Source organism: Saccharopolyspora sp. NPDC045839 (assembly GCF_056431645.1).
The window spans coordinates 117,660-142,034 of record NZ_JBWKKH010000025.1; the positions used below are offsets into that span (position 1 = coordinate 117,660).

A 24,375-nucleotide genomic window follows, 5' to 3' on the forward strand; every position below is an offset into this window, starting at 1 on the left:
TGGGAGCGGGCGAAGCGTGCGGTCACGCTGGCGACCACCCAGTCCAGGTTGGAGTTTCACATGCCGGCGATCGTGCTGATCGGCGCCCAGTGGGGCGACGAAGGCAAGGGTAAGGCGACCGACCTGCTCGGCGAGCAGGCGCAGTGGGTCGTCCGCTACCAGGGCGGCAACAACGCGGGTCACACCGTGGTGCTGCCGGACGGGCAGGACTTCGCCCTGCACCTCATCCCGTCGGGGATCCTCACCCCCGGCGTGACCAACGTGATCGGCAACGGCGTCGTCGTCGACCCGGGCGTCCTGCTGGAGGAGCTGGCCGGGCTGGAGGGCCGCGGCGTCGACACCTCGCGGCTGCTGGTCTCCGCCGACGCGCACCTGATCATGCCGTACCACGTGGCCATCGACCGGGTCACCGAGCGGTACCTGGGGAAGAAGCAGATCGGCACCACCGGTCGCGGCATCGGGCCCTGCTACCAGGACAAGATCGCCCGGGTGGGCGTTCGGGTGCAGGACCTGCTGGACGAGAAGATCCTGCGGCAGAAGGTCGAGGCCGCGCTGGACATCAAGAACCAGATCCTGGTCAAGGTCTACAACCGCCGCGCCCTGGACGTCGACGAGGTCGTGGACACCGTGATGTCCCAGGGCGAGCAGTTCGCGAGCCGGATCGCCGACACCAAGCTGCTGATCAACAAGGCGCTGGACCGCGGTGAGACGGTGCTGCTGGAGGGCTCGCAGGGCACCCTGCTGGACGTCGACCACGGCACCTACCCGTTCGTCACCTCGTCGAACCCGACCGCGGGCGGCGCCTGCGCCGGTTCCGGCATCGGCCCGACGAAGATCAACGCGGTGATCGGCATCCTGAAGGCCTACACCACCCGCGTCGGCGCCGGCCCGTTCCCGACCGAGCTGACCGACGAGGCCGGCGAGAACCTGCGCAAGCAGGGCGGCGAGTTCGGCGTGACCACCGGCCGCTCGCGGCGCACCGGCTGGTTCGACGCGGTGATCGCGCGCTACGCGACCCGGGTCAACGGGATCACCGACTACTTCCTCACCAAGCTGGACGTGCTGTCCGGGCTGGAGACGATCCCGATCTGCGTCGCCTACGACGTGGACGGCGAGCGGGTCGAGGAAATGCCGATGACGCAGACCGGCGTGCACCACGCGGTGCCGGTGTACGAGGAGATGCCGGGCTGGTGGGAGGACCTCAGCGGGGCGCGCAGCTTCGAGGACCTGCCGGCGAACGCGCAGGCCTACATCCAGCGGATCGAGGAGCTCGCGGGGGCGCGGATCTCGGCGGTCGGCGTCGGCCCCGGCCGGGACCAGACCATCGTCCGCCACACGATGGCGTGAGTTGAACCGCAATTTCAATGGAAATCGAAGGTCTGATTTCCATTGAAATTGCGGACTCGAGGGCCGGAGCCGCGGGTCGCAACGCCGCACGTCGATGGGGTGTCGCATGCGCCGTAGGCGCATAGCCCACCTACGGCACCGGCACCGCCGCGGGTTCACCGTGCCCACCCCTCCGGGGTTCTCCCGGCGAGGACGGCCCTGACGCCGTGTATTGGGCATACATGAGTCAGGGCATCCACAGTCCAGGGAGCCCCTGAGGTTCCGCTACCCGCACCGCCACGCACAACGAGGTTGGAAAACCTCAATGAAATTGCGGACTCCCGAGGTCAGCGGTTGCGCCAGGAGCTGTCGATGGCGGCTTCCTGGAGGTCCAGTTCGCGCAGGACGCGGCGCAGCACCTCGTCGTCGACGTTGCCCGCGTCCCGCTCGTCGGCCATCGCCGATCGCTGCACCTCGATCAGGTCGCGGCGCAGGTCGGAGAACGCCTTGCTCGCCGTGTCCGCCCGTTCGTCGGGCGTGCGCCCGACCTGCTCCGCCGCGGCCATCCCCTGGTGCTCCACCAGGGCCTTCATCCGGCCGATCATCCGGTCGAAGTGCTCCGGGCTGGTGTGCAGGTCCTCGGGCGTGAGCCCGTCCAGGTAGCGCAGGGCGGCGTTGGTCGCGGTCACCCGCGCCTCCGCCTCCGCCTGGTCGTCGCGCGCGGCCTCCTCCGGGTCGGCGATGCCGAGCTTCCGGATCAGCCACGGCAGCGTGGTGCCCTGCAGCAGGATGGTGCCGACCGCGATCACGAACGCGATGAACTGGATCAGCTCGCGCGCCGGGAACGGCTCGCCGGTGCCGGTGGTGTGCGGGATCGCGCCCGCCGCCGCGAGCGTGACAACGCCGCGCATCCCGGCCCACGACAGCACGGTGGTACGCCGCCACCGGACGCCGCGCTTGGTGCTGGTCCCCAGCAGGTGTGCCAGGCCCGGCAGGTAGTTGGAGCCGAACATCCACAGGATCCGCACCGCGATCGTCGCGGCCAGGATGATCAGCGCGGACGCGAGCACCATGCCGAGGTTGCGCCCGGAGGCGACGATGGTGGTGATGACGGTCTGCAGCTGCAGACCGATGAAGGCGAACACCAGGCTTTCCAGCAGCAGGTTGATCGACGCCCAGACGGTGTGCTCCTGCAGGCGTCCGGCGGCCCGCGCCCGCGGCTGGTTGTGGCCGACGTACAGCCCGGCGGTGACCACCGCGAGCACGCCGGACCCCTGCAGCTCCTCGGCGGTGAGGTAGGCGATGAACGGCACGAGCACGCCCAGCACGGTCGCCACCTGGACGTCCGGCACGCGGGTCCGGGCGACCTGCGCGAGCATCCCGAACACCAGCCCGAGGCCGACGCCGACCACCACGGCCAGCACGAACACCAGCACGCCCTGCGCCAGGGTCGGCGTGGTGCCGACGACCGCGGCGATCGCCATCCGGTAGATGGTCAGCGCCGCCGCGTCGTTGATCAGGCTTTCGCCGCCGAGGACCGTCATCATGCCGCGCGGCAGCTTCAGCTGGCGGCCGATCGCGGCGGCGGTGACCGCGTCCGGCGGCGCGATGACCGCGCCGAGCACGATCGCCGACTTCAGCGGCAGTTCCGGGATCAGCGTGAAGGCCAGCCAGCCGACCAGGAACGACGTGGCGACGACCTGCAGCACGCCGTGGTGCACGATCGGCGCGATCCGGGCCCGGAAGTTCGTGTAGGAGCTCTCCAGCGCGGCGGCGTACAGCAGCGGCGGGAGCACCACGGTCAGCAGCAGCTCCGGATCGATCTCCAGCTGCGCGGTGCCGGGGATCAGTGAAACGACCAGGCCGACCAGGACCAGCAGCAGCGGGGCGGCGATCTCGCGGCTGCGCGCGACCGCGGTGACCAGCAGGGCGCCGATCAGCACGAGCAGCAGTTGGGCCACCGGGCACCTCCGTCCATCATGGACAGGCTAGGCGGCCGGATGGTCCGGCGCGGCTGGCGGCTCACGACGGTGCCGACTGCAGTTTCAATTGAAACTGCCCCCGAAACCAGGGGGACCGCAGTTTCAATTGAAACTGCGGTCCCCCCGAGGGCGTTCGGAGTGGTCGTCAGCGGCCGGCGAAGTCGTCGCGGGCGGTGACCGCGATGTCCGGGTGGTCGCTGAAGATGCCGTCGATGTCCTGCTCGAACAGCGCCCGGAAGAAGCCGAAGGCGTCGCCGAAGGCGGCCAGGTCGGCCGAGGAGCGGAAGTCCGCGGGCAGGAACTTGTTCTCCGCCCGGACCGTGTAGGGCACCACCTCGAGGCCGGCCGCGTGGGCGTCGGCGACGACGGTGGTCGGCGCGGTGAGGAAGCCGTCGGCGTTCACCGGCAGGATCACCTTGGTGTCCGGGCCGATCACGTCGGCGTAGGTCGCGATCTCCCGCAGGCCCGCCGGCGTGACCAGGTCGGCGTAGGTGCGCGGGTCGCCGGCCTCGACGAAGTCCTGCGGTGCGCCGGAGTTGCTGATCAGCTGCACGAGCCGCACCCGCAGCGACCGGTCGAGCTCCTTGAGGTTGGCCACCTCGAAGGACTGCACGGCGACCTTGGCGTTCGGCCGGTTCAGGCCGTTGCGGGTCAGCGCCTCGACGACGCCGGGCTCCAGCGCCAGGCCGAGCTTGGCGAAGTAGCTGGGGTGCTTGGTCTCCGGGGCGACGCCGATGTCGCGGCGGAGCTCCCGGGACAGCCGGGCGCGCAGGTCCAGGACCTCCTGGAACGTCGGCACCTCGTAGCGGCCGTCGTAGATCGTGTTGTTCGGCCGGACGTCCGGGATGCGCTCCTTGGCGCGCAGCGTCTTGAGCTCCGCGAGGGTGAAGTCCTCGGTGAACCAGCCGGTGATCGAGCTGCCGTCGATGACCTTGGTGGTCTTGCGGCCGGCGAACTCGGGGTGCTCGGCGACGTCGGTGGTGCCGCCGATCTCGTTCTCGTGCCGCGCGACCAGCACGCCGTCCTTTGTGGACACGAGGTCGGGCTCGATGTAGTCGGCGCCCATCCGGGCGGCCAGCTCGTAGGAGGCCAGCGTGTGCTCCGGCCGGTACCCGGAGGCGCCGCGGTGCCCGAAGATCGCCACCTGGTCGGTGTCCTGCGGCCGGCTCGGTGCGGCGATGGCGGGCGCGGTGATCAGCCCAAGCGCCGCTGCGCCCGCTACGGACAGCGCCGTCAGGCGTACCCGGATGGTCATGTGCCCTCCTGTGTCTCGCGCAGCACGTCGATCAACGCTGCACATTCGGGCAGAACACTGACCGCCGCAATCGACCATTCGCGCAAGACCGGGCGACCCCGCGACAACGGCCGGGTGAACTACCGGGATCGACCGGATGAGCTACCCCCGGCGAGGCATTCGCGCCAAGAAGGGCGGGGGCACCGCCGACGTGGCGTGCCGCACGCTCTACGCTCACGGCTTGTGCGAATCCTCGTGATCGGTGGCGGTGGCCGGGAACACGCGATCGTGCTGGCGCTGTCCCGCGACCCGTCCGTGACCGCGCTGGCCTGCGCGCCGGGCAACGCCGGCACCGCTGCGCTCGCCGAGACCTACGGCGTCGACGTCGCGAAGCCGGCCGAAGTGGCCGAGCTGGCCACCAGGTGGAAGGCCGACCTCGTCGTGTTCGGCCCCGAGACGCCGCTGGTCGCGGGCGCGTCCGACGCCGTCCGGGCGGCGGGCATCGCCTGCTTCGGCCCGTCGAAGGCGGCCGCCCGCATCGAAGGTTCGAAGGCGTTCGCCAAGGACGTCATGCTCGCGGCCGGGGTGCCGACCGCAAGCAGCGAAGTGGTCGACAACCCGGCGAAGCTGGACGCCGCGCTGGCCCACTTCGGTCCCACCTGGGTGGTCAAGGACGACGGCCTGGCCGCCGGCAAGGGCGTGCTGGTGACCGGCGACTTCGACGCGGCGCGCGTGCACGCGCTCAAGCTGCTCGACGGCGGGCACCCGGTGCTGCTGGAGTCGTTCCTGGACGGCCCCGAGGCCTCGCTGTTCTGCCTGGTCGACGGCACGACGGTGGTTCCGCTGCTGCCCGCGCAGGACTTCAAGCGCGTCGGCGACGGCGACGCGGGCCCGAACACCGGCGGCATGGGCGCCTACACGCCGCTGCCGTGGGCGCCGGACGACCTGGTGGAGAACGTGGTGCGCACCATCGTGCAGCCCACGGTCGACGAGCTGGCGAGCCGCGGCACGCCGTTCTCCGGACTGCTGTACGCGGGGCTGGCGCTGACCTCCAGCGGCCCGCAGGTGATCGAGTTCAACTGCCGCTTCGGTGACCCCGAGACCCAGGCAGTGCTGTCGCTGCTGCACACCCCGCTGGCGTCGTTGTTCAACGCCGTCGCGCGCGGTGAGCTCGCCGAGCAGCCGCCGCTGGAGTGGGAGCCCGGCGCCGCGGTGACCGTCGTGATCGCCGCCGAGGGCTACCCCGGGCGGCCGCGCGTCGACGACGTGATCCAGGGCGGCGACGCGCTGGGCATCCTGCACTCCGGCACCCGGCGCCGCGAGGACGGCGCGGTGCTGTCCGCCGGCGGCCGCGTGCTGTCGGTCGTGGCCACCGGTGAGGACCTGGCGTCGGCCCGCGAGGCGGCGTACCGCCGGGTCGCCGGCGTGCACCTGCCCGGCTCGCACTACCGCACCGACATCGCGCTCCGCGCGGTCGAGGGCGAGATCGCCATCCCCGGCGCGTAAGCCGTTAGCCGACAGGGCTATTGGCTCGAGCCCGGTTGGCGGTCCCGCTAAGTTCGCTGCATTGCGAAACTTCTGGTCGTGCAAGAGAACCGGGGGGTACGACGTCGGCCCAAGGTCGCCGGATGGAATCGTGCCGCCCGAGCTGAAAAGCCGAAACGTGACCGTTCCAACGTGGTGATCGGGCTGGCCGGTTTGCTGGTCGCGGCCATCAGTGCGGTGGTGGCGGTCGCTCAGTTGGCGGAACCGAGCAGCCCAGCCGAGCATGTGCAGAAATGCCAGCACAAGTACGCCGCGCCGTACGTCCGCGATCGAGAGATCGCGCCTGGTGTCGCCGAGAAGAAGTTCGGTTCCTGCTCTTGGCCGCCGGTGCCGGGTACGGGTGCGGACGGATTCTCCGACGTCACGGTGACCGAGTATGCGATTCCGGATGTGCCGATGGCGTCGAAGTTCACCAACGCGCAGCAAATCGAATCCGAATGCACCAGGCTTTCGCTGCGCTATCGGTTCTACAGCCAGGGAACTGTTGCGCAAGCGCCGTTGGACGTCGACAACGACCAGATCGTGTCGTTCTACGACGGTAGCCCGGAGGCAATTCCGGCAGAGTTGGAAGGCGTCATCGCAGACCCCAGGGGGCCGGAGGAACCGGGGCCGAAGAGCCTGATCGTGCTGTCCCATGATCGTTATGAACTCGTCCAGGCGGAGTGCGTTGATCCGCACCAGCCACGCTGACCAGGGCTACCAGGTCTACGCCGGACGCCGGCCTGCCACGCTGAGCGCATGCTCGATCGCCGTGAGTCTTTTGGGCTGCTCTGGCAGCCCAAAAGACTCACGGCCCCGTACCTGCAGGAGCGCGGCGTCTGAGACGTGCTGGCGAGTGGTGGCCAGGTGTTCTGCATCGACCAGGCGCCTGGCAGGCTGTTGGCATGTTCGACAGCGCCACTGCACTTCGGGTCGCCGAGCGGGCGGCCGTTGAGCCGTTCCAGGTCATGGAGGTCCTGTCGGCGGCCGCCGCGCGGCAGCGGACGAAGGGCGACGTGGTCTCGCTGGCCGCCGGCCAGCCCGCCACGCCCGCGCCGAAGGCCGTGCGCGACGCCGCCGCGCAGGCCCTGCACCACCACGCGCTCGGCTACACCGAGCAGCTCGGCCTGCCCGAGCTGCGCGAATCGATCGCCGGGCACTACGACCGCGCCTACGGGCTCGCGGTGCAGGCCGACGACGTCGTGGTGACCACCGGCGCTTCCGGTGCCTTCCTGCTCGCGTTCCTCGGCGCCTTCGACGCCGGGGACCGCGTCGCGCTGGCCCGCCCCGGCTACCCGGCCTACCGGAACATATTGGCGGCGCTGGGCTGCGAGGTCGTCGAGCTGCCGTGCGACGAGACGACCCGATTCCAGCCGACCGTGGAGATGCTGGACGCGCTCGACGAGCCGGTGCAGGGGCTGGTCGTGGCGAGTCCGGCCAACCCGACCGGCACGGTGCTCTCCCGCGACGAGCTGGCCGGGCTGGCGCGGTGGTGCGGGGCCAACGGCGTGCAGCTGATCAGCGACGAGATCTACCACGGCCTCAGCTACGGGGATCCGCTGCACTCGGCCTGGGAGTTCTCCCGCGAGGCGATCGTGGTGAACTCGTTCTCCAAGTTCTGGTCGATGACCGGCTGGCGGCTGGGCTGGATGCTGGTGCCGCCGCGGCTGCGCCGCGCGGTCGACTCGCTGACCGGGAACTTCACGCTCTGCCCGCCCGCGCTGTCCCAGCACGGCGCGGTCGCGGCGTTCTCCCCGGACGCCTACGCCGAGGTCGACGCGCACGTCGAGCGCTACCGCACGAACCGCGAGCTGCTGCTGAGCGGCCTCGGCGAGCTCGGCATCACCCGGGTCGCCCCGGCCGACGGCGCGTTCTACGCCTGGGCGGACATCGGGCATCTCACCGACGACGCGACGGGGTTCTGCCGGCGGCTGCTGGACGAGACCGGGGTGGCGGTGGTGCCGGGCGTCGACTTCGACCCGGTGCTCGGCAACCGCTTCGTGCGGCTGTCCTTCGCGGGCAGCACCGAGGACATCGCCGAAGCCCTGGACCGCCTGGCCCGCTGGCTCCCCCGCTGACCACCCCCGGTCCCGGCTCTGGCCACTCCGGTCCGGAGGACCGCAATTTCCATTGAAATTGAAGGTCCGATTTCAATGGAAATTGCGGCGTCGTTACCGGGCGGAGGGCCCGGTGGCCTCCGGGAACCCCTGAGTTTTCCCTGGTATCGGCTTCGGCGGTCCGATTCGGGCCGATGATCTGGCAGGCTGGAGGCAGGACGGGGAACGGCGCGGTCGAGCTGAGGTGCGTGCGATGTTGTGGAAAGTGATCGGCGGACTGCTGCTGCTGTGGCTGGTGATCTCGGTGGCGGGCTTCGTCATCAAGGGGCTGTTCTGGCTCGCCGTCATCGGCGGCGTGCTGTTCGTCGCCACCGCCGCGATCGGCTGGGCCCGGGACCGCAAGCAGATCAAATCCTGAACCACTCTGTGCGGAGAGAGGGCGCCTTCGGTCTGGACGAAGGCGCCCTTCTCGCGTTCAGGGCAGGATGCCGTGGGCCCGGAGGGTTGCGCGGGCCGCGTCCGCGCCCTGCCAGTGCTCCGCGTGGAGGCCCGCTTCGCGGGCGCCGTCGACGTTCTCCTGCCGGTCGTCGAAGAACAGGCACTCCGCGGCCGGCGCGTCGAGCGTTTCGAGCAGCACCCGGTAGATCGCCGCGTCCGGCTTCGCCAGGCGCAGGTCACCCGAGAAGATCAGGTGCTTGAACAGCCTCGCCCAGCTCTCCTGCTCCGCCGCGCGCCCGAACGACGACGGCGCGTTGGACAGCACCGCCATCGTGACGTCCTGCCGGTGCAGGTCTTCCAGCAGCTGCAGGGTTTCCGGCGCGGTCTCCAGCCAGCCGCCGGCGTCGGCGCGGGTCAGCCGCGCGGACAGCTCCGTGTCGACGTCCTTGCCCAGCCGCGCCGCGACCGCCCGCCAGTACTCCACATCGGACAGACCCCGGTCGTAGGCGATGCGTTCGGCGAAGTAGGCCCGCTCGAACTCCGGCGGCTCGACCCCGAGCAGCGCCGCGATGCCGGGCAGCGCAGCCGTGCGCCGGCTGATCACCTCGCCGTAGTCGAACACGATCCAACGCACCACGAGCCCTCCAACGGGAGTCCTACAGCCGGGCTCCGCCGATCCTGCGGAGCGCTTCCTCGATGTCGGTCTTGGACACGTCGCGGTGCGTCACGAACCGGACCTGCCCGCTCATCGGCACCGCCAGCACCCCGATCGCCTGCAAGCGTCGCAGGGTCAGCTGCACGTCCGGAACCGCCGCGAGAACGATGTTGGTCTGCGGTGGGGTGACGTCCCAGCCGAGCTCGGTGAGCCCATCGGCGAGCGCGCGGGCGTTGTCGTGGTCCTCGGCGAGCGCGTCGAGCCGGTCCAGCGCGACGAGCCCGGCCGCGGCGAGCACGCCGCCCTGCCGGACGCCGCCGCCGAGCATCTTGCGCACCCGGCGGGCCTCGCCGATGAATTCCTCGCTGCCCGCGACGACGGAGCCGACCGGCGCGCCGAGCCCCTTGCTCAGGCAGGCCTGCACGGTGTCGACGCCGACGGTCAGCGCGGCCGGCGGGACGCCGAGCGCGACCGAGGCGTTCCAGAGCCGGGCGCCGTCGAGGTGGACCTTCAGTCCGCCTTCGCGCGCGGCCGCCGCGAGCATGACGTGCTCGTCCGGCGGGACGACCGAGCCGCCCGCGCCGTTGTGCGTGTTCTCCAGGCACAACAGCGTGGTGTGCAGCATGTCGTAGGCCGCTGCGCCGCCCAGCTGGGCCCGCACCGCCTCGGCCGTCGGGCGTCCCGGTCCGGCGCTCCAGTCCAGCGGCTCCGGCATGCCGCCGGCCAGCCAGGCCGCGGAGCCGAGCTCGTGGTTCAGCACGTGGGCGCCGCGCGGTGCGAGGAACCGGTCCCCGCGTTTCAGGTGCAGCATCAGGGCGATCAGGTTGCCCATCGTGCCGCTGGGCACCCACAGGGCGGCGGCGGTGCCGAGCAGCTGCGCGGCGCGTTCTTCCAGCGCACGCATCGTCGGGTCGTGGTCGAGCACGTCGTCGCCGACTTCGGCCACGGCCATGGCCGCGGACATCTGCTCGTCGGGACGCGTGACCGTGTCGGAACGGAGGTCGATCGGCGCCGTGTTGGTCACGAACAGATCACACCACACCGGCACCGGGTTCGGGCAGCAACCCTGCTGACATCGCTGCGGCGGCTGCGGTATCAATCACAGGTGGATCGCCGGGGCCGTGCAACGGCCGCGGCCGGCGATTCCGTCCGTACAGGTGCAGGCACAACGAGCGGAGAGTTCCGCGTGGACCAGCGCGAAGAGCAGGAGTTCGCGGAGTACTTCGCGGCTCGGCGGGAGGCGGTGCGTCGAATGGCGTACATGATGTGCGGCGATTGGCACCGCGCGGACGATCTCGCCCAGACCGCGTTCATCGCGTTGCACCGGCACTGGCGCAAAGTCCGCGACAAGGGCGCACTGGACGCGTACGTGCGGCGCACCCTGACCCGCGCGGTGATCGACGAGTCCCGGCGGCCGTGGCGGCGGGAGCGCGCCGCGGAGGTGCTGCCGGACCGGCCGGTGGACTCGCCGGACGTGGACGACTCGGTGGCGACCAAGCAGACCCTGCTCGCGGGCCTGCAGAAGGTGCCGCCGAAGCAGCGAGCGGTGTTGGTGCTCCGATTCCTGGAGGGGTTGGACGTCGCGGGGGTGGCGGCAGTCATGAAGTGCAGCGAAGGCAACGTGAAGAGCCAGTCAGCCCGGGGGCTGGCGGCGTTGCGGGAAGCGCTGGGTGATGAGCTCGGCGACCTGCGGTCGGCGTGAGGGGGTGCGGGTAGGTGGACGAACGCAAGCTCGAGGAGCTGTTCCGCGATTCGGTGCGGTCCGTGCCTCCGGCGTCGTTCGACGAGAGCGACGTGGCGCAGGCATCGCGGCGGATCACGGCGCGCCGCCGGATGGCGGCGTTGGGCGGCACGGTGGTTGCGGCCGCCGTGCTGGTGGGCGGCGTCGGCCTGGGGACCGGCATGTTCGGCTCGTCGTCGAGCAGCAACGTCGCGAGCCGGCCGGAGACCGCGTCGATCTCCCCGCACGTCGACGGGCCGGGCGTCCTGGGTGACCGCTCGGGCCGGTGCGGACCGGACGCACAGCTCGCGGCGGCGGTGACCAAGCAGCTGCCGGAGGCCGCCGGGATGGCGCCGGTCGCCCCGGACCCGTGCCCGTCCGGCGCGAAGGCGGCTTCGTTCGTGCTGCGCGACGGGTCTTCGTCGGGCAGCGTCACGGTGATCGTGAGCCCGGTGGGCGCGGTGTCGCCGGAGCAGGCGACGCCCGGCGACGTGCGGCGCCCGGACGGCACCGAGCAGTCGGTGCGCAAGGCGCGCAGCGGCAAGCTGGTCGTCGTGCTCAGCGATCCGGACGCCGGCTCCCCGGCGGCGCCGTACGGCGTGCGGATCGCGTCGATCGCGGGCGGCCTGGCCGACCAGTTCTGATCGTTCGGCAGCGCGATCGTTCGGCCTGATCGGCGCCCGTGCGCGTTTTGTGTCGCTATGGCAGCACAAACCGCACACGGGCTCTGAACTGCGGAAATACCCTCGTCACGTTCCTCGTGTCCGGTATGTGGTGGCATCGCTCACCAGAACGGTACGCCTGTACCAGATTATTGGTACGTTAGTACCAGACAGCGGGTGAGCGGCCCGGCTGCCGGATCGAGGGAAGGGCGACCAGCAATGATGGCCTGGGTCATTCTGATGGTTTCGGGAATTTTCGAGGCGGGTTGGGCGATCTCGCTCAAGCTCTCGCACGGCTTCAGCCGGCTGATCCCGACGGTGTCGTTCTTCGTGCTGGCCGCCATCAGCTTCGCGGGCCTGGCGTACGCGATGCGGACGCTGCCCGCGGGCCCCGCGTACGCGGTGTGGACCGGCATCGGTGCCGCGCTGACGGCGATCATCGGCATGGTCTGGCTGGGCGACGGCGTCTCCGCGCTGAAACTGGTCTCGATCGTGTTGATCGTCGCCGGCGTGATCGGCCTGAACCTCGCGGGCGCCGGCCACTGACCCCACGGTCGTGAGTGGTGGTGGTCGCCCGGGCGGCCATTGCCGCTCACGACCGTTCCGCGTGACCACGCCGTGCTCGCTGACGAATAGGATCGGCAGATATGACAGCGGCCAGTACTCCGAAGGGCGAGCGGCGGCGGCAGGCCTTGGTCGTGGCTGCCGCGCAGCTGCTGGCCGAGGGCGGCTTCGAAGCCGTGCGGCATCGTGCGGTCGCCGAGCGCGCCGGCTTGCCGCTGGCCTCCACCACCTACTACTTCTCGTCGCTGGACGACCTGGTCAGCGCCGCCGTCGAGTACGAGTCGAGGCAGGAGCTCGCCACCGGCCGGGCGCGGCTCGACGAGCTCGCCGAGCGCCCGCGCGGCACCGACGCGGTGATCGAGCTGCTGCTGGACCTCCTGCTGGGCACCGGATCGCGCGACGGCGGCGCGGAGCCGGTGCTGCTGCGCTACGAGCGGCTGGTCGGCTCGCCGCGCCGCCCCTACCTGGCGCCGCTGATGCGCGAGCTCAGCGCCGAACTGCACGACCTGCTCGCGGAGATCTTCGCCCGCAGCGGCATGGAGGTCGGCCGCGAACGGCTGCTCGAACTGATCGCGCTGGTGGACGGCGCGGTGGTGAACGCGCTGATCGAAAGCGACCCGGATCCCCGCGGCGCGGCGCGGCGGATGCTGCGCTCTCAGCTCGGCTGAGATGCACTTCCTATAGAGCCTGTTTCCAAGCTCATCCTGCGTGGCGGTGCAGGTAGCGGAACCTCAGGCGTCTTCTCGCTGTGGGATCCCCGCCTCTATGGCCGGCGGTAGCCGCTTTGCGGTGTGGGACTCAGTTCGCACCGCTACCAGCACCGCTGCGGAAACCGCTTTCAAACCCTTCTTTGAGCCACCCGGTACAGCCGCGCGTACGAGCCGTCGGCGGCGAGCAGCTCCTCGTGGCTGCCCAGCTCGACGATGCGCCCGTCGGACATCACGGCCACCTGGTCGGCGTTGCGCGCGGTGTGCAGCCGGTGCGCGATCGCGATCACCGTGCGCCCCGCCAGCAGCGTCGAAAGCGCCCGTTCGAGCTCCCGCGACGTGACGTTGTCCAGCAGCGATGTCGCCTCGTCGAGGACCACCGTGTGCGGGTCGGCCAGCAGCACCCGGGCCAGCGCGAGCTGCTGCGCGCGGGCCGCCGGAACCGGATGCCCGCCCGCGCCGAGGACGGTGTCCAGCCCGTCCGGCAGCGCCGACACCCAGTCGTGCAGCCCGACCGCCTTGAGCGCGTCGGTCAGCTGGTCGTCGTTCGGGTCGCCGTCGGCCAGCGCGAGGTTCTCCCGCAGCGAGCACGCGAAGACGTGGTGCTCCTGGGTCAGCAGCACCACCTCGCGGCGCAGCCGCGCGGCGGGCAGGTCGGTGATCTCGGTGCTGCCGAAGGCGACCGATCCGGAGTCCGGCCGGCTGATGCCGGCGATCAGCCTGCCGAGCGTCGACTTGCCCGCGCCGGACGGGCCGACGATCACCAGCCGCTGACCGGCCGGGACGGTCAGGTCGACGCCGTGCAGGATCTCCCGGTCCTCCCGGTAGGAGAAGCGCACGTCGCGGATCACCAGGTCGCGACCCGGCTCCGCCCCGGGGCGGGACGCGTCGTCGTCGGCCACCGGGATCTCGCGGACGCCGAGGATGCGTTGCAGCGCCGTGTGCCCGGTCTGCAGCTCTTCGAGCCACATGAACAGCTCGTCGAACGGGTTCGACATCGCCTGCGCGTAGAGCACGACGGTGATGATGGTGCCGAGCTCGACGAGCTCCGCCTGGTACGCCCAGCCGCCGATGAGCAGGATCGCGCCGATCGGCAGCACGTACGACAGTTCCAGGAACGGCAGCCACACGGTGAGCAGGTACCGGTGCCGCTTCTCCGACGCGGCGGCCCGGCCGAGCACCTGCTCGTTGCGAGCCCGGCGGCGCGCACCCAGCCGCAGGGCCGCGATGGCCCGCGCGCCCTCGACGGATTCGTGCGTGCTCGACTGGACTTCCGACCAGTTCGCCGCGACCTGCTCGATGTTCGGCAGCGAACGCGGGAAGTACCAGCGGGTGCTGAAGACCATCAGCGGCACCGCGATCAGCATCCCGCAGGCGAGCAGCGGCGAGGTGACGATCATCGCCGTGCCGGTCAGCACGATGGTGATCACCGCCGTGGCGATCTCGGGCGCGGCGTTGCGGATCGTGTAGTCGAGCCGGTCGACGTCCGTGGTCGCGCGGCTGAGCAGGTCGCCGGTGCCGGCCGCCTCGACGGTGCCCAGCGGCAGCCGCAGCGCGTGGACGACCATGCTCTCGCGCGATTCCGCCAGCAGGTGCTCGCCGAGCACCGTCGCGCGCAGCCGGGCCGAACGAGCCAGCAGCGCCTGCACCACCAGCACCACGAGGAACACCGCGGCGAGCAGGTCGACGTATCCGGTGGTGGTGCCGGTGACCACCGAGTCGACGAGGGAACCGAGGATCTGCGGCCCGATCAGCCCGACCAGCGTCGTCAGGCCGAACAGCAGCATCATCGCGCCGAAGTGGCGGCGGTGCACCGAGAGCGTGCGCCACATCCAGCGGCGCACCTCGGTTCCGCCCGCCAGCGGCAGTTTCGTGCTCATGCGTCGGCTCCCGCGTGCCGCACCTGATCCGCCACGGCCATCCACAACGGACTTTGACTCAGCACCACGGTGGTTCGTCCGCGGCGCAACTCGCCGACCCGCTCGGCGATCCTCGCCTCGGTGTGCGCGTCGACCGCCGAGGTCGGCTCGTCCAGGATCAGCACGTCCGCGTCCGAGCACAGCGCGCGGGCGAGCAGCAGGCGCTGCCGCTGGCCACCGGAGAGCGAGCGGGCGCGCTCGTCGAGCAGCCCGTCGGCGGGCAGGGCCGACATCACGTCGTGCGCATCGGACGCGTGCAACGCGCTTTCGACGTCCACATCGGACTCCAGGTCGATCTCGGTGCGGGCCGGTCCGGAGAACAGCTGGTCCTGGTTGTGCGCCAACACGATTCGGCGGCGCACCTCGTCCGGCTCGACATCGCGCAGCGGCACGCCGCCGGCGATCGCCGCCCCGGCGAGGCGTTCCGCGAGGGCCTCCGCGTGTTCGCCGGCGTCGATCACGGTCAGCTCGCCCGCCGGGATGCGCAGGCCGCTCGCCTCGTCGAACAGATCCAGCGGACCTGGTGGCAGCGGCTTCGGGTGCTCCGGCGGCGCGGGCTCGGGCTCCAGCTCCAGCAGCGAGCCCATCCGGCCGGCCGCGACCTGCGCGGACGCGAACGCGTAGGCGGCCTCGGTGGCGGTGCGGACGGGGATGACCAGGTACGCCGACACGCCGTAGAACGCGACGAGCTCGCCGACGCTGATGTCGCCGTTCAGCGCCAGCCGCGCGCCGATCCAGGTGACCAGCACCGTGACCAGGCCGGGCAGCAGGACCTCCGCTGCGGACAGCAGCGCCTCGATCCGCCCGGCGGCCACCCCGGCGACCCGGACCCGCTGGGAGGCGTCGACGAACCGCGCGTGGAAGCGGGACTCGCCGCCGACGCCGCGCAGGATCCGCAGCCCGGACACGATGTCCGCGGCCTGCGCGCTGACCTGCGAGAGCTCCTCCCGCTGCGCTTCCTCGCGGCGGCGCAGCGGGGCCAGCAGCGGGCCGATGCCCACGGTCGCCAGCGGCACGCCGATCAGCACGATGACGCCCATCACCGGCGAGATCCACAGCACCGCGGCGGCGGCGACCAGGAAGGAGACCAGCGATCCGGTGGCCCGCCCGATCACCTCGAACACCCCGCCGATGCGGTAGATGTCCGTCGCGCCGACCGTGACCACCTCGCCCGCCCGGACCTTGCGGGTCAGCGTGCCGCCGAGCCCGATCACGTGGCCCAGCACGATCCGCTGGGATCCCGTCGCGCCGTGCAGCCAGAGCGTGTGCGAGGACCAGTTCAGCGTGCCGGCGGTGACCATCAGCGTGAGGCCGAGCGCCACCACGACCAGCACCCAGCCCAGCAGCGCGCCGCCGACGCCGTCGCGGATCCCCTCGTCGATCGCCCGGCCGACGACCAGCGGCATCAGCGCCGTCGGCAGCATCCACAACGCGCCGGAAATGGTCGCAAGCGTCAGCAGTCCCGGCCGTTGTGCCAGCAGGGACCACAGGAACCGGGGTGCACTCGAACCGCGCGAAGCCATGGTGACATAGACGGTAGTTCGCGCGGTGTGTCCCGGTCGACCGATTTTCTGCTGACCCGCGGGGTGGTCAGAAGTCCCAGGTCGTTTCCGCGAAATCGCCCTCGGCGGCTTCCCGCGAGCATTCCTGGCATTTGTCGGTGACCGGTTTCGAGTTCGGTTCGCGCCCGCTCGGCGTGGGCTGCGGAACCTTCAGCGCGGCGCCGCACAGGGCCGGTATCGACTGCCCCGCGTACACCGCGCCGGGGCGAAACGTGGTGGCGTGTCTCAGGGTGAGGCCCATGCCGACGATCCAGAACACGTCCTGCCGCTCATCGCGGTACACGTCGATGGCCATCCGTTCGGAGTCCCTTTGTTCGCATCAACCCGGTGGTGCATCAACGATATGGTCGAGATTTGCCGCCGTCCAGCGAGGCCGGGTCATTTAGGGCCGAATTAATGCACCGATCCGGTATCGATCGCGAATCCCGTGCCGCGCCACGGGATTACCAGCCGGAATGCGAGTGCACGTGCATCGGCGCGGAGCGGCCGCACGTGCGGTGCTGGACCGATCTGGTGGCGGCGGCCAGGATGCGGTCGTGGTGATCCTCTGGGGGATCGAAATCAGGTTGCGCGTTCGTGCAACCCCGCGCGGGCCGGCTCCGTAGACAACGGCGGTAGCGCGAAAGGGGATCGATTCCATGCGGGCCGAACGGGAACAGGAGTTCCGCGAGTTCGCCGCGGCGCGTGCGCTGTGGCTGCGCCGCTCGGCGTACCTGCTGTGCGGGGACTGGCACCTCGCCGAGGACCTCACCCAGAACACGCTCCTCAAGCTCTACCGGGCGTGGCAGCGGGTCGATATGTCCACAGTGGATGCATATGCGCGGAAGGTGCTGTTCCGGGCGTGGCTCGACGAGAGCCGCCGGCCGTGGCGGCGCGCGGAGCGGCGGGACGGCTCGCTGCCGGAAACCGGCGACGACACGGCCGATCCAGCCGAGGCGGGACTGCGCTCGTGGAGCCGGGAATTGTTGCTGCGCGCGTTGTCCGAGGTCCCGCCGAAGCAGCGGGCGGTGCTCGTCCTGCGCTATTGGGAGGACCTGTCCATCGCCGAAGTCGCCGCGGCCCTCGGGTGCTCCGAAGGCACGGTCAAGAGCCAGGCGTCGCGTGGACTGGAGAACCTGCGCGCGGCCATCGCCACATCCGATCCCGACCTGGCCTCGACGGCCGCGAGGAGGAGCGAGTGATGCAGGAAGAACTGCTGCGCGAGGGAATGCGGGCCGCCGTCGACGACGAGCCACCGCTGGGCTTCTCGCCGGACGACCTGGTCGCCGAGGGCAAGCGCCGGCAGCGCAGGCGGCGCGCCACGATCGGCGCCGTGGCGGCGACCCTCGTCGTCTTGGCCGGCGCGGCCACCGTGCCGGGCATGATGACCGGCCCGACGCCGATCGTCCCGGCGGCACCGCAGGTCAGTGCGGTCAAGCCGATCGAGTGGCCGCCGAAGGGCATTGCGCCGATGCGGCTGTCCGAATCGCAGCTGGGTGTCGAGGCCGAGCGGATGCGCGGTCACCTGGCCGAAGCGATCCCCAAGGTCGACATCGGGGCCTTCGACATCACCACCAGCCACCCGCACAGACTCACGCCGGGTGGTTTCGTCACCAAGACCCCGGCGGTTGCCTTCTTGCAGGCTCGCTTCAAGTACGTGCTCGTGTCGTCGGGGAAATCGGTCGAACTGCCGATGCAGCTCGCGGTGACCGTGCATGGGCCGGGCACGGTGACGGTCCCGCCCTCGCACGGGTGCGGAGCCGGCCCCGGAGCGACCGAGGCGATGCTGAGCTGCACCCAGCGAACGCTGGATGACGGATCCATCGTCGTCGAGAGCGTGACCAGCCTCGCCTCTGCGGGCAACTACGGGCCGAAGACGCACACAGTCGTGCACTTCCGGGTCGACGGCTCCGTCGTCTCGGCCAAAGCCTGGCACAAAGCCGGTCAGGAGGCCTCCGGCCTGGACGCGTACCGGCAGGCGCAGATGGACCGGCTCGACCGGATCGCGACCGACCCCCAATTCACGCTGAAGGGCTGACGCCCGACCGCTTTCCAATCCGAATCACCGCCCGGCCGAAATGGTCGAGCAGGTGAGCACTGTCCGAAAAATGAAGGGAAATGCAGGAATGCGCACCACGACCCACCGCGGTTCCCGGCTCGGCCGGGTGGCCGCCGCCGTCACCCTGGCCGCCACCTCGCTGCTGGCGCTGCCGCTGTCGGCGACCGCCGAAGGCGCCGCGGATGTGCCGGACATCCAGTGGCCCCCGGCCGGGACGACCCCGCCGAACTACCCGCCGGAGGAGATGGACAAGCACGCCACCGCCCTGCAGCAGCGGATGGAGGCGGCGTTCCCGGCGGCCGTCCCGCACGCCGTGGACCCGGTGACGCCGAAGCCCCAGCAGCTCAGCGACACGCAGTTCCTGCACGGCACGACGGTCTTCCGCGACTCCATCGGCCGCACCGGGGTCACCATGCAGTACAACGCGCCGGGCGTGGTGCAGAAGTCGCCCAAGGAGTCGTGCGAGAACCCGGGCGGAACGCCGGTGACCTTCTGCGAAGGCCGGCTGCTCGAAGACGGTTCGGTACTGGTGCACCTGCGCTACGAGAGCGACGGCCACGTGGTCGCGTCGGCGGACCACTACATGCTCGACGGCAGCGTGACGATGGTCAGCAGCTACAACTACGACCCGATCATCGACGACCAGCAGGACCCGACGACGCGCCCGGAGGTCGCGGTGCCCTACGAGCAGCTCGACGTGCTCGCCGCCAACCCCGAGCTCGCCCTGCACTGACGGAGGGACGGGGTGGCGATTTCGCGCGAAATCGCCACCCGGCAGGCGTGGGGAACGTCGATTTCGCGCGAAATCGCCCGAAGCGAGGCATCGTCCTCGGCCGGCTCGGCCCTCCGCCTCGGCTCGCGGGGCCCGCGCGCCGACCGGGTGGGCCGAACGGAGGCGGGTCGCCGGTATCCTGGCTGTTCGTGACGGTCAAGCCCAGCATTCCGAACGTCCTCGCCGCCCGCTACGCCTCGCCCGGGCTGGTCGAGCTGTGGTCCCCGCAGCAGAAGATCATCTTGGAGCGCAAGCTGTGGCTCGCGGTGCTGCGCGCCCAGGCCGACCTCGGCATCGAGGTCCCCGAGAACGCGGTCGCCGACTACGAGCGGGTGCTGGAGCAGGTCGACCTGGACTCCATCGCCGCCCGCGAGCGCGTCACCCGCCACGACGTCAAGGCCCGCATCGAGGAGTTCAACGCCCTCGCCGGCCACGAGCAGATCCACAAGGGCATGACCTCCCGGGATCTCACCGAGAACGTCGAGCAGCTGCAGGTCCGGCTCAGCCTGGAGCTGGTCCGCGACCGCACGGTCGCCGTCCTGGCGAGGCTGGGCAAGCTCGCCGGCGAGTACGGCGAGCTGGTCATGGCCGGTCGCTCGCACAACGTCGCCGCCCAGGCGACCACGCTCGGCAAGCGCTTCGCCACCGCCGCCGACGAGCTGCTCGTCGGCTTCCACCGGCTGGAGGAGCTGCTCGCGCGCTACCCGCTGCGCGGCATCAAGGGCCCGGTCGGCACCGCGCAGGACATGCTCGACCTGCTCGGCGGCGACCCGGCGAAGCTCACCGAGCTGGAGCGCCGGGTGGCCGGCCACCTCGGCTTCGGCAGCACGCTGACCAGCGTCGGCCAGGTCTACCCGCGCTCGCTGGACTTCGAGGTGCTCACCGCGCTGGCCCAGCTCGCCGCCGCGCCGTCCAACGTGGCGACCACGATCCGGCTGATGGCCGGGCACGAGCTGGTGACCGAGGGCTTCAAGCCGGGCCAGGTCGGCTCCAGCGCGATGCCGCACAAGATGAACACCCGGTCCTGCGAGCGGGTCAACGGCCTCGCGGTGGTGCTGCGCGGCTTCGTGTCGATGGTCGGCGAGCTGGCCGGCGACCAGTGGAACGAGGGCGACGTGTCCTGCTCCGTGGTGCGCCGGGTGGCGCTGCCGGACGCGTTCTTCGCCTTCGACGGCCTGCTGGAGACGTTCCTGACGGTGCTCGACGAGTTCGGCGCGTTCCCCGCCGTGGTCGCCCGCGAGCTCGACCGCTACCTGCCGTTCCTGGCCACCACGAAGGTCCTGATGGCGGCGGTGCGGTCCGGTGTCGGCCGGGAGACCGCGCACGAGGCGATCAAGGAGAACGCGGTGGCGGTCGCGCTGGCGATGCGGGAGCAGGGCGCGGAGCGCAACGACCTCCTGGACCGCCTGGCGGCCGACGATCGCCTCCCGCTGGACCGGGCGGAGCTGGACGCCCTCCTGGCGGACCGCCTCGCCTTCACGGGAGCGGCGGCGGCCCAGGTCGGGGCCATCGTCGACCAGATCGAGAAGATCACGACCCGCCACCCTGAGGCGGCGGCCTACACCCCCGCCGACATCCTCTGACGGCAACGGAATCCACTCCGACGGCAGGTGAATCCGGCTGAAGAACCCTTCGCCGGGTCCACCCACCGCAATTTCAATGGAAATCAGAGGTCCAATTTCCATTGAAATTGCGGTTCATCCTGGTCGGCCCGCAGCCGCGGGCCGCAAAGCCGCACGTCGGCGGAGTGTCGCATGCGCCGTAGGCGCATAGCCCACCTACGACACGTGCACCGCCGCGGGTTCTCAGAGGTTTCCTGGCGAGGACGGCCCTGACGCCTTGTATTGGGCATACATCAGTCAGGGCATCCACAGTCCAGGGAGCCTCTGAGGTTCCGCTACCCGCACCGCCACGCACAACGAGGTTGGAAAAACCTCATTGAAATTGCGGCCCTGGCCTGGCCTGGACCGTGATCCCGGCGAACAGGTCGTCTTCCGGGAACGTCGTGTCGACCAGGGTGCGGGCCAAGTGGTAGTCCTCGGTCGGCCACACCTCCCGCTCGACTTCGCGCGGGTGCGCGAAGAACGGGTGGTCCGGGTCCATCTGCGTGGCGTGCGCGAGCGCCGCCCGGTCCCGGGTCCCGAAGTGTTCCGCGCACCGGATCCGGGTGGTGACGGCAAGGTTCGGTTCGGTGTCCGGCCAGTCGGCGAGCACCGGCGCGAACAGCGACTCCAGGCCGCGTGCCGTCATCGCCTCGTCCAGTGCCTCGAACCACGCCCGGGACAGCGCGGCCTGGTAGTACAGCTTCAGCGGCTGCCACGGCCGCCCGTCGCCGGGGTAGCGCGCCGGGTCGGCGGCCGCCTCGAAGGCGGCGGCGGTCACCTCGTGGGTCCTGATGTGATCGGGATGCGGGTAGCCGCCGGTCTCGTCGTAGGTGATGACCACGTGCGGCCGGAACTCGCGGATCGCGGCGACCAGCGGCCGGGCCGCGACGTCGAGCGGCTGGACGGCGAAGCAGTCGTCCGGCAGCGGCTCGCCGTCGGCGGGCAGCCCGGAGTCGACGAACCCGAGGAACCGCTGCCGCACGCCGAGGATTTCCGCGGCGGCGGCCATCTCCCGCTTGCGGATCCCGGCCAGGTCCGCCCGCACCTCGGGGCGGTCCAGCCGCTTGTTGAGCACGTCGCCGCGCTCCCCGCCGGTGCAGGTCACGACCAGCACTTCCGCTCCGGCGGCCGCGTAGCGGGCCAGGGTGGCGGCGCCCTTGCTGGATTCGTCGTCGGGGTGGGCGTGCACGCTCATCAGGTGCAAGGTCATTTCGGCTCCTTCTTCGCGGTGGGCAGCAGGAATGCGGGGATCAGGCTCAACGCGGTGATGCCGAACGCCCACCAGAAGGTGTCGCCGAACGCGGCCGCCGGTTCCGGCGCCGACGAGCCCTGCAACACCACCACCAGCAGTGCGGTGCCCAGCGATCCGCCGATCCGGTTGAGCACGTTCAACGCGCTGGCCGCGCGGGGAACCTCGTGCCGCTGCACGCTGCGGTAGACCGCGGCCATGCCGGGCGCCATCGTCATGCCCATGCCGATCCCGCGCAGCAGCAGGGAAGCGGTCAGCAACCAGCCCGGCGGCTGGGCGGCGAGCTGGGTGAACGAGACCGTTCCGACCAGGGCCACGAGAATGCCGGTGAGCAGCAGCGGTCGCGATCCGATCCGGTCGGAGAGCCGCCCGGCCGCGAACGTGGTGATCGCGGTGCCCAGCGCTTGCGGCGCGAGCAGCAGCCCGGCGGCGAGCGGGCCGGCGTGCTGGACCTGTTGGTAGTAAAGCGGAATCAGCAGCATCGAGCTGTAGAGCGAGGCGCCGAGCAGGAACGAATTGCCGGTGGCGGCGGCAAATCCCCGGCGCGCGAACAGGCGCAGGTCGATCAGCGGCGTGCCCCGGCCCCGCAGCGCGTGCACGCCGTAGCCGATCAGCAAAGCCGCGCCCGCTGCCAGCGAAGCCACCGTCCACATTGAACCGAAGCCGCCGGAAGCCCCGGCCGCGGTGAACCCGTACACCACGGCGGCCAGCCCGGGCGAGAGCAGCAGCAGGCCGACGGCGTCCAGCCGGTTGCCGCTCGCGGTGCCCGGCTCGGACGGCAGCACCCGCACCGCGAGCCACAGCGCGATGAGCCCGATCGGCAGGTTGATCAGGAACATCCAGCGCCAGTCCAGGCTCTGCACGATCGCGCCGCCGAGGATTGGGCCGACCACCGGCGCGAGCATCACCGGTATCGACGTCACGCCCATCACGCGGCCGATCTTGGACCCGGCGGCCTGGGCGACCATCGACTGGCCGATCGGCTGCATCATCCCGCCGCCGATGCCCTGCAGGACGCGGAACGCGACCAGCGCCGGGGCCGACCAGGCGATGCCGCAGAGCGCGGACCCGCCGACGAACAGGGCGACCGAGACCAGCCACATCCGCTTGGCTCCGAACCGCTCGGACGCCCAGCCGGAGATCGGCATCACCAGCGACACGGCCAGCAGGTATCCGGTCGACACCCACTGGATCGTGCTCAGCGGGCTGCGCAGCTCGCCGGCGATCGCGTCGATGCCGACGTTGACGATCGTGGCGTCCAGCCCGCCCAGCACCGCGCCGAGCAGCAGGACTCCGGCCATCCGCCACAGCTGGGCTGGAATCTCGTCATCCGATCGCGCCGCCGGGGCGGCCTTCGCAACCGTCATCGCACCTCCTCGCATCCGAGCAACGGAAGCAATTTAGGTCGAACCCAATAATTAGGTCAAACACATTATTTGGGTGTGACCTAAGTCAGTAGCTAGGTTGGGCGGCATGAGTAGCCCTGTGTCAACCTCAGTCCTCCTCAACCGCGCCCCAGGGGACCGTGACGCAAACCAGCCACGAGAAATCACGCAACGGGAGATTGGGCTGAACGCAACCACCACTGTGGATCGCGGAGAGGCGGACCAGTCATGAGCACGGAGGGACTGCGGGAACGGCGCAAGCGGCAGACGAGGCAGGAGATCTCGCACGTCGCGACGCGGCTGTTCATCGAGCACGGCTTCGAGAACGTGACGATCGCGCAGGTGGCGACGGCGGCCGGGGTGGCGAAGATGACCGTCACCAACCACTTCCCGCGCAAGGAGGACCTGCTCCTCGACATGCACGAGGAACTGGTCGCCGGGCCGGCGCAGGCGGTCTTGGAGCGCGAGCCGGGCGAGTCGGCGCCGGCGGCGCTGCGCCGCGCCTACTTCGAGGCGCTGGCCCGGCGCGACGCGCTGATCGGCTTCTCCGGGGCGGAGTTCGTCCGCGTGATCAGCGGAAGCCCGACGCTGCAGGCCCGGCTGCGGGAGATCCACGAACAGCGGGAACGGGCGCTGGCCGACGCGCTGACGCCGGAACTCGCCGAGTTCACCGCGAAGCTGCTGGCGGCACAGGCCACGACGGCGTACCGCGTGCTGCTGGAGGAGAACTTCCGGAGAACGCTCGACGGTGCGGACCACGAGGAGATCGCGGCGGCGATCGAACCCCTCGCCGAGCAAGCCTTCGACGGCCTCCAACGAGCCTTCGAACGACGGTCATGAGCACTTCGGACCGTCAGGCGGCCGTCCGAGGACTTGCGCCGTTTTCGATGCTCCTATTGTTTGTCAAGTGGTGGTGAGGGCGAGGTCTGTGGTGATGGTGCGGTAGATCTTGCGGGCGAGGTAGCGTTTCAGGCATC

23 protein-coding genes are annotated in these 24,375 nt (G+C 70.7%); 14 read left to right on the forward strand and 9 right to left on the reverse strand.

Translation table 11 applies throughout. The features are described from left to right. The first annotated feature begins 60 nt into the window (after positions 1 to 60). Positions 61 to 1,347 carry an adenylosuccinate synthase gene (locus AC07EQ_RS29650; RefSeq protein ID WP_478391158.1) on the forward strand — a complete coding sequence of 429 codons (1,287 nt, stop codon included), beginning with the start codon at positions 61 to 63 and terminating at the stop codon, positions 1,345 to 1,347. 326 nt (positions 1,348 to 1,673) lie between these two features. Here AC07EQ_RS29650 and AC07EQ_RS29655 read toward each other — a convergent pair whose 3' ends face one another. Continuing rightward, a complete protein-coding gene (locus AC07EQ_RS29655; protein ID WP_478391159.1) occupies positions 1,674 to 3,287 on the reverse strand; it encodes a Na+/H+ antiporter in 1,614 nt (537 codons plus the stop codon). Between the two features lie 166 nt (positions 3,288 to 3,453). Next, positions 3,454 to 4,563, reverse strand: coding sequence for a glycerophosphodiester phosphodiesterase (locus AC07EQ_RS29660; RefSeq protein ID WP_478391160.1), 1,110 nt, complete (start codon positions 4,561 to 4,563; stop codon positions 3,454 to 3,456). 222 nt (positions 4,564 to 4,785) lie between these two features. Here AC07EQ_RS29660 and purD point away from each other — a divergent pair, with 222 nt between their 5' ends. The 4 genes from purD (at position 4,786) to AC07EQ_RS29680 (ending at position 8,541) form a co-directional block, all read left to right on the forward strand. Beyond that, positions 4,786 to 6,048: a phosphoribosylamine--glycine ligase gene (purD, locus tag AC07EQ_RS29665; RefSeq protein WP_478391161.1), complete on the forward strand. Its 1,263-nt coding sequence runs from the start codon at positions 4,786 to 4,788 to the stop codon at positions 6,046 to 6,048. A 171-nt stretch (positions 6,049 to 6,219) separates the two neighbouring features. Then, a complete protein-coding gene (locus AC07EQ_RS29670; protein ID WP_478391162.1) occupies positions 6,220 to 6,777 on the forward strand; it encodes a hypothetical protein in 558 nt (185 codons plus the stop codon). 194 nt (positions 6,778 to 6,971) lie between these two features. Beyond that, complete coding sequence (locus AC07EQ_RS29675; protein WP_478391163.1) at positions 6,972 to 8,144, forward strand: pyridoxal phosphate-dependent aminotransferase; 1,173 nt, start codon at positions 6,972 to 6,974, stop codon at positions 8,142 to 8,144. 232 nt (positions 8,145 to 8,376) lie between these two features. Continuing rightward, positions 8,377 to 8,541: a hypothetical protein gene (locus tag AC07EQ_RS29680; protein WP_358580785.1), complete on the forward strand. Its 165-nt coding sequence runs from the start codon at positions 8,377 to 8,379 to the stop codon at positions 8,539 to 8,541. A gap of 57 nt (positions 8,542 to 8,598) precedes the next feature. Here the strand turns inward: AC07EQ_RS29680 and AC07EQ_RS29685 are convergent, their stop codons facing one another. Further along, positions 8,599 to 9,198 carry an HAD family hydrolase gene (locus tag AC07EQ_RS29685; RefSeq protein ID WP_478391164.1) on the reverse strand — a complete coding sequence of 200 codons (600 nt, stop codon included), beginning with the start codon at positions 9,196 to 9,198 and terminating at the stop codon, positions 8,599 to 8,601. Positions 9,199 to 9,217: 19 nt separating this feature from the next. Then, positions 9,218 to 10,240 (reverse strand): threonine aldolase family protein, encoded by a 1,023-nt coding sequence (locus AC07EQ_RS29690; protein ID WP_478391165.1) that lies wholly within the window; start codon positions 10,238 to 10,240, stop codon positions 9,218 to 9,220. A 162-nt stretch (positions 10,241 to 10,402) separates the two neighbouring features. On the opposite strand from AC07EQ_RS29690, the gene AC07EQ_RS29695 reads away from it, so the two are divergent. The 4 genes from AC07EQ_RS29695 (at position 10,403) to AC07EQ_RS29710 (ending at position 12,830) form a co-directional block, all read left to right on the forward strand. Next, on the forward strand, positions 10,403 to 10,918 hold the full coding sequence (locus AC07EQ_RS29695) for a SigE family RNA polymerase sigma factor (protein WP_478391166.1): 516 nt from the start codon (positions 10,403 to 10,405) through the stop codon (positions 10,916 to 10,918). A gap of 14 nt (positions 10,919 to 10,932) precedes the next feature. Beyond that, positions 10,933 to 11,580 carry a hypothetical protein gene (locus AC07EQ_RS29700; protein ID WP_478391167.1) on the forward strand — a complete coding sequence of 216 codons (648 nt, stop codon included), beginning with the start codon at positions 10,933 to 10,935 and terminating at the stop codon, positions 11,578 to 11,580. Between the two features lie 240 nt (positions 11,581 to 11,820). Beyond that, positions 11,821 to 12,144: a DMT family transporter gene (locus AC07EQ_RS29705; protein WP_478391168.1), complete on the forward strand. Its 324-nt coding sequence runs from the start codon at positions 11,821 to 11,823 to the stop codon at positions 12,142 to 12,144. A gap of 101 nt (positions 12,145 to 12,245) precedes the next feature. Next, entirely contained in the window at positions 12,246 to 12,830 is a 585-nt protein-coding gene (locus AC07EQ_RS29710) for a TetR/AcrR family transcriptional regulator (protein WP_358580795.1), read from the forward strand. Between the two features lie 170 nt (positions 12,831 to 13,000). Here AC07EQ_RS29710 and AC07EQ_RS29715 read toward each other — a convergent pair whose 3' ends face one another. From AC07EQ_RS29715 to AC07EQ_RS29725, 3 genes are all read right to left on the reverse strand, one after another. After that, positions 13,001 to 14,749 carry an ABC transporter ATP-binding protein gene (locus tag AC07EQ_RS29715; RefSeq protein WP_478391169.1) on the reverse strand — a complete coding sequence of 583 codons (1,749 nt, stop codon included), beginning with the start codon at positions 14,747 to 14,749 and terminating at the stop codon, positions 13,001 to 13,003. After that, a complete protein-coding gene (locus AC07EQ_RS29720; RefSeq protein WP_478391170.1) occupies positions 14,746 to 16,311 on the reverse strand; it encodes an ABC transporter transmembrane domain-containing protein in 1,566 nt (521 codons plus the stop codon). The genes AC07EQ_RS29715 and AC07EQ_RS29720 overlap by 4 nt, the downstream gene beginning before the upstream one ends. A gap of 67 nt (positions 16,312 to 16,378) precedes the next feature. Further along, positions 16,379 to 16,645 (reverse strand): hypothetical protein, encoded by a 267-nt coding sequence (locus AC07EQ_RS29725; RefSeq protein WP_478391171.1) that lies wholly within the window; start codon positions 16,643 to 16,645, stop codon positions 16,379 to 16,381. Positions 16,646 to 16,988: 343 nt separating this feature from the next. Here AC07EQ_RS29725 and AC07EQ_RS29730 point away from each other — a divergent pair, with 343 nt between their 5' ends. The 4 genes from AC07EQ_RS29730 (at position 16,989) to purB (ending at position 20,743) form a co-directional block, all read left to right on the forward strand. Then, positions 16,989 to 17,531: an RNA polymerase sigma factor gene (locus AC07EQ_RS29730; protein ID WP_478391172.1), complete on the forward strand. Its 543-nt coding sequence runs from the start codon at positions 16,989 to 16,991 to the stop codon at positions 17,529 to 17,531. After that, positions 17,528 to 18,367, forward strand: coding sequence for a hypothetical protein (locus AC07EQ_RS29735; protein WP_478391173.1), 840 nt, complete (start codon positions 17,528 to 17,530; stop codon positions 18,365 to 18,367). Before AC07EQ_RS29730 ends, AC07EQ_RS29735 begins: the two co-directional genes overlap by 4 nt. Positions 18,368 to 18,455: 88 nt before the next feature. Further along, on the forward strand, positions 18,456 to 19,121 hold the full coding sequence (locus tag AC07EQ_RS29740) for a hypothetical protein (RefSeq protein ID WP_478391174.1): 666 nt from the start codon (positions 18,456 to 18,458) through the stop codon (positions 19,119 to 19,121). Positions 19,122 to 19,309: 188 nt separating this feature from the next. Continuing rightward, positions 19,310 to 20,743, forward strand: a complete 1,434-nt coding sequence (gene purB / locus AC07EQ_RS29745; protein WP_478391175.1) for an adenylosuccinate lyase — start codon at positions 19,310 to 19,312, stop codon at positions 20,741 to 20,743. Positions 20,744 to 21,095: 352 nt separating this feature from the next. Here the strand turns inward: purB and mca are convergent, their stop codons facing one another. Together mca and AC07EQ_RS29755 are read right to left on the reverse strand one after the other, a co-directional pair. Further along, on the reverse strand, positions 21,096 to 21,974 hold the full coding sequence (mca, locus tag AC07EQ_RS29750; protein WP_478391176.1) for a mycothiol conjugate amidase Mca: 879 nt from the start codon (positions 21,972 to 21,974) through the stop codon (positions 21,096 to 21,098). Beyond that, complete coding sequence (locus AC07EQ_RS29755; protein ID WP_478391177.1) at positions 21,971 to 23,380, reverse strand: DHA2 family efflux MFS transporter permease subunit; 1,410 nt, start codon at positions 23,378 to 23,380, stop codon at positions 21,971 to 21,973. The genes mca and AC07EQ_RS29755 overlap by 4 nt, the downstream gene beginning before the upstream one ends. A gap of 246 nt (positions 23,381 to 23,626) precedes the next feature. Between AC07EQ_RS29755 and AC07EQ_RS29760 the strand changes: the two genes are divergently transcribed. Continuing rightward, complete coding sequence (locus AC07EQ_RS29760; protein WP_478391178.1) at positions 23,627 to 24,238, forward strand: TetR/AcrR family transcriptional regulator; 612 nt, start codon at positions 23,627 to 23,629, stop codon at positions 24,236 to 24,238. Positions 24,239 to 24,375 lie beyond the last annotated feature (137 nt).

What these genes read in the sequence shown, in the direction of transcription:
- AC07EQ_RS29650 (WP_478391158.1), top strand. Translation starts at nt 61, where the DNA reads ATGCCGGCGATCGTGCTGATCGGCGCCCAGTGGGGCGACGAAGGCAAG.
- AC07EQ_RS29705 (WP_478391168.1), top strand. Translation starts at nt 11,821, where the DNA reads ATGGCCTGGGTCATTCTGATGGTTTCGGGAATTTTCGAGGCGGGTTGG.
- AC07EQ_RS29720 (WP_478391170.1), bottom strand. Translation starts at nt 16,311, where the DNA reads ATGGCTTCGCGCGGTTCGAGTGCACCCCGGTTCCTGTGGTCCCTGCTG.
- AC07EQ_RS29755 (WP_478391177.1), bottom strand. Translation starts at nt 23,380, where the DNA reads ATGACGGTTGCGAAGGCCGCCCCGGCGGCGCGATCGGATGACGAGATT.
- AC07EQ_RS29760 (WP_478391178.1), top strand. Translation starts at nt 23,627, where the DNA reads ATGAGCACGGAGGGACTGCGGGAACGGCGCAAGCGGCAGACGAGGCAG.
- AC07EQ_RS29710 (WP_358580795.1), top strand. Translation starts at nt 12,246, where the DNA reads ATGACAGCGGCCAGTACTCCGAAGGGCGAGCGGCGGCGGCAGGCCTTG.
- AC07EQ_RS29725 (WP_478391171.1), bottom strand. Translation starts at nt 16,645, where the DNA reads ATGGCCATCGACGTGTACCGCGATGAGCGGCAGGACGTGTTCTGGATC.
- mca (WP_478391176.1), bottom strand. Translation starts at nt 21,974, where the DNA reads ATGACCTTGCACCTGATGAGCGTGCACGCCCACCCCGACGACGAATCC.
- AC07EQ_RS29660 (WP_478391160.1), bottom strand. Translation starts at nt 4,563, where the DNA reads ATGACCATCCGGGTACGCCTGACGGCGCTGTCCGTAGCGGGCGCAGCG.
- AC07EQ_RS29675 (WP_478391163.1), top strand. Translation starts at nt 6,972, where the DNA reads ATGTTCGACAGCGCCACTGCACTTCGGGTCGCCGAGCGGGCGGCCGTT.
- AC07EQ_RS29730 (WP_478391172.1), top strand. Translation starts at nt 16,989, where the DNA reads ATGCGGGCCGAACGGGAACAGGAGTTCCGCGAGTTCGCCGCGGCGCGT.
- AC07EQ_RS29740 (WP_478391174.1), top strand. Translation starts at nt 18,456, where the DNA reads ATGCGCACCACGACCCACCGCGGTTCCCGGCTCGGCCGGGTGGCCGCC.
- AC07EQ_RS29715 (WP_478391169.1), bottom strand. Translation starts at nt 14,749, where the DNA reads ATGAGCACGAAACTGCCGCTGGCGGGCGGAACCGAGGTGCGCCGCTGG.
- AC07EQ_RS29680 (WP_358580785.1), top strand. Translation starts at nt 8,377, where the DNA reads ATGTTGTGGAAAGTGATCGGCGGACTGCTGCTGCTGTGGCTGGTGATC.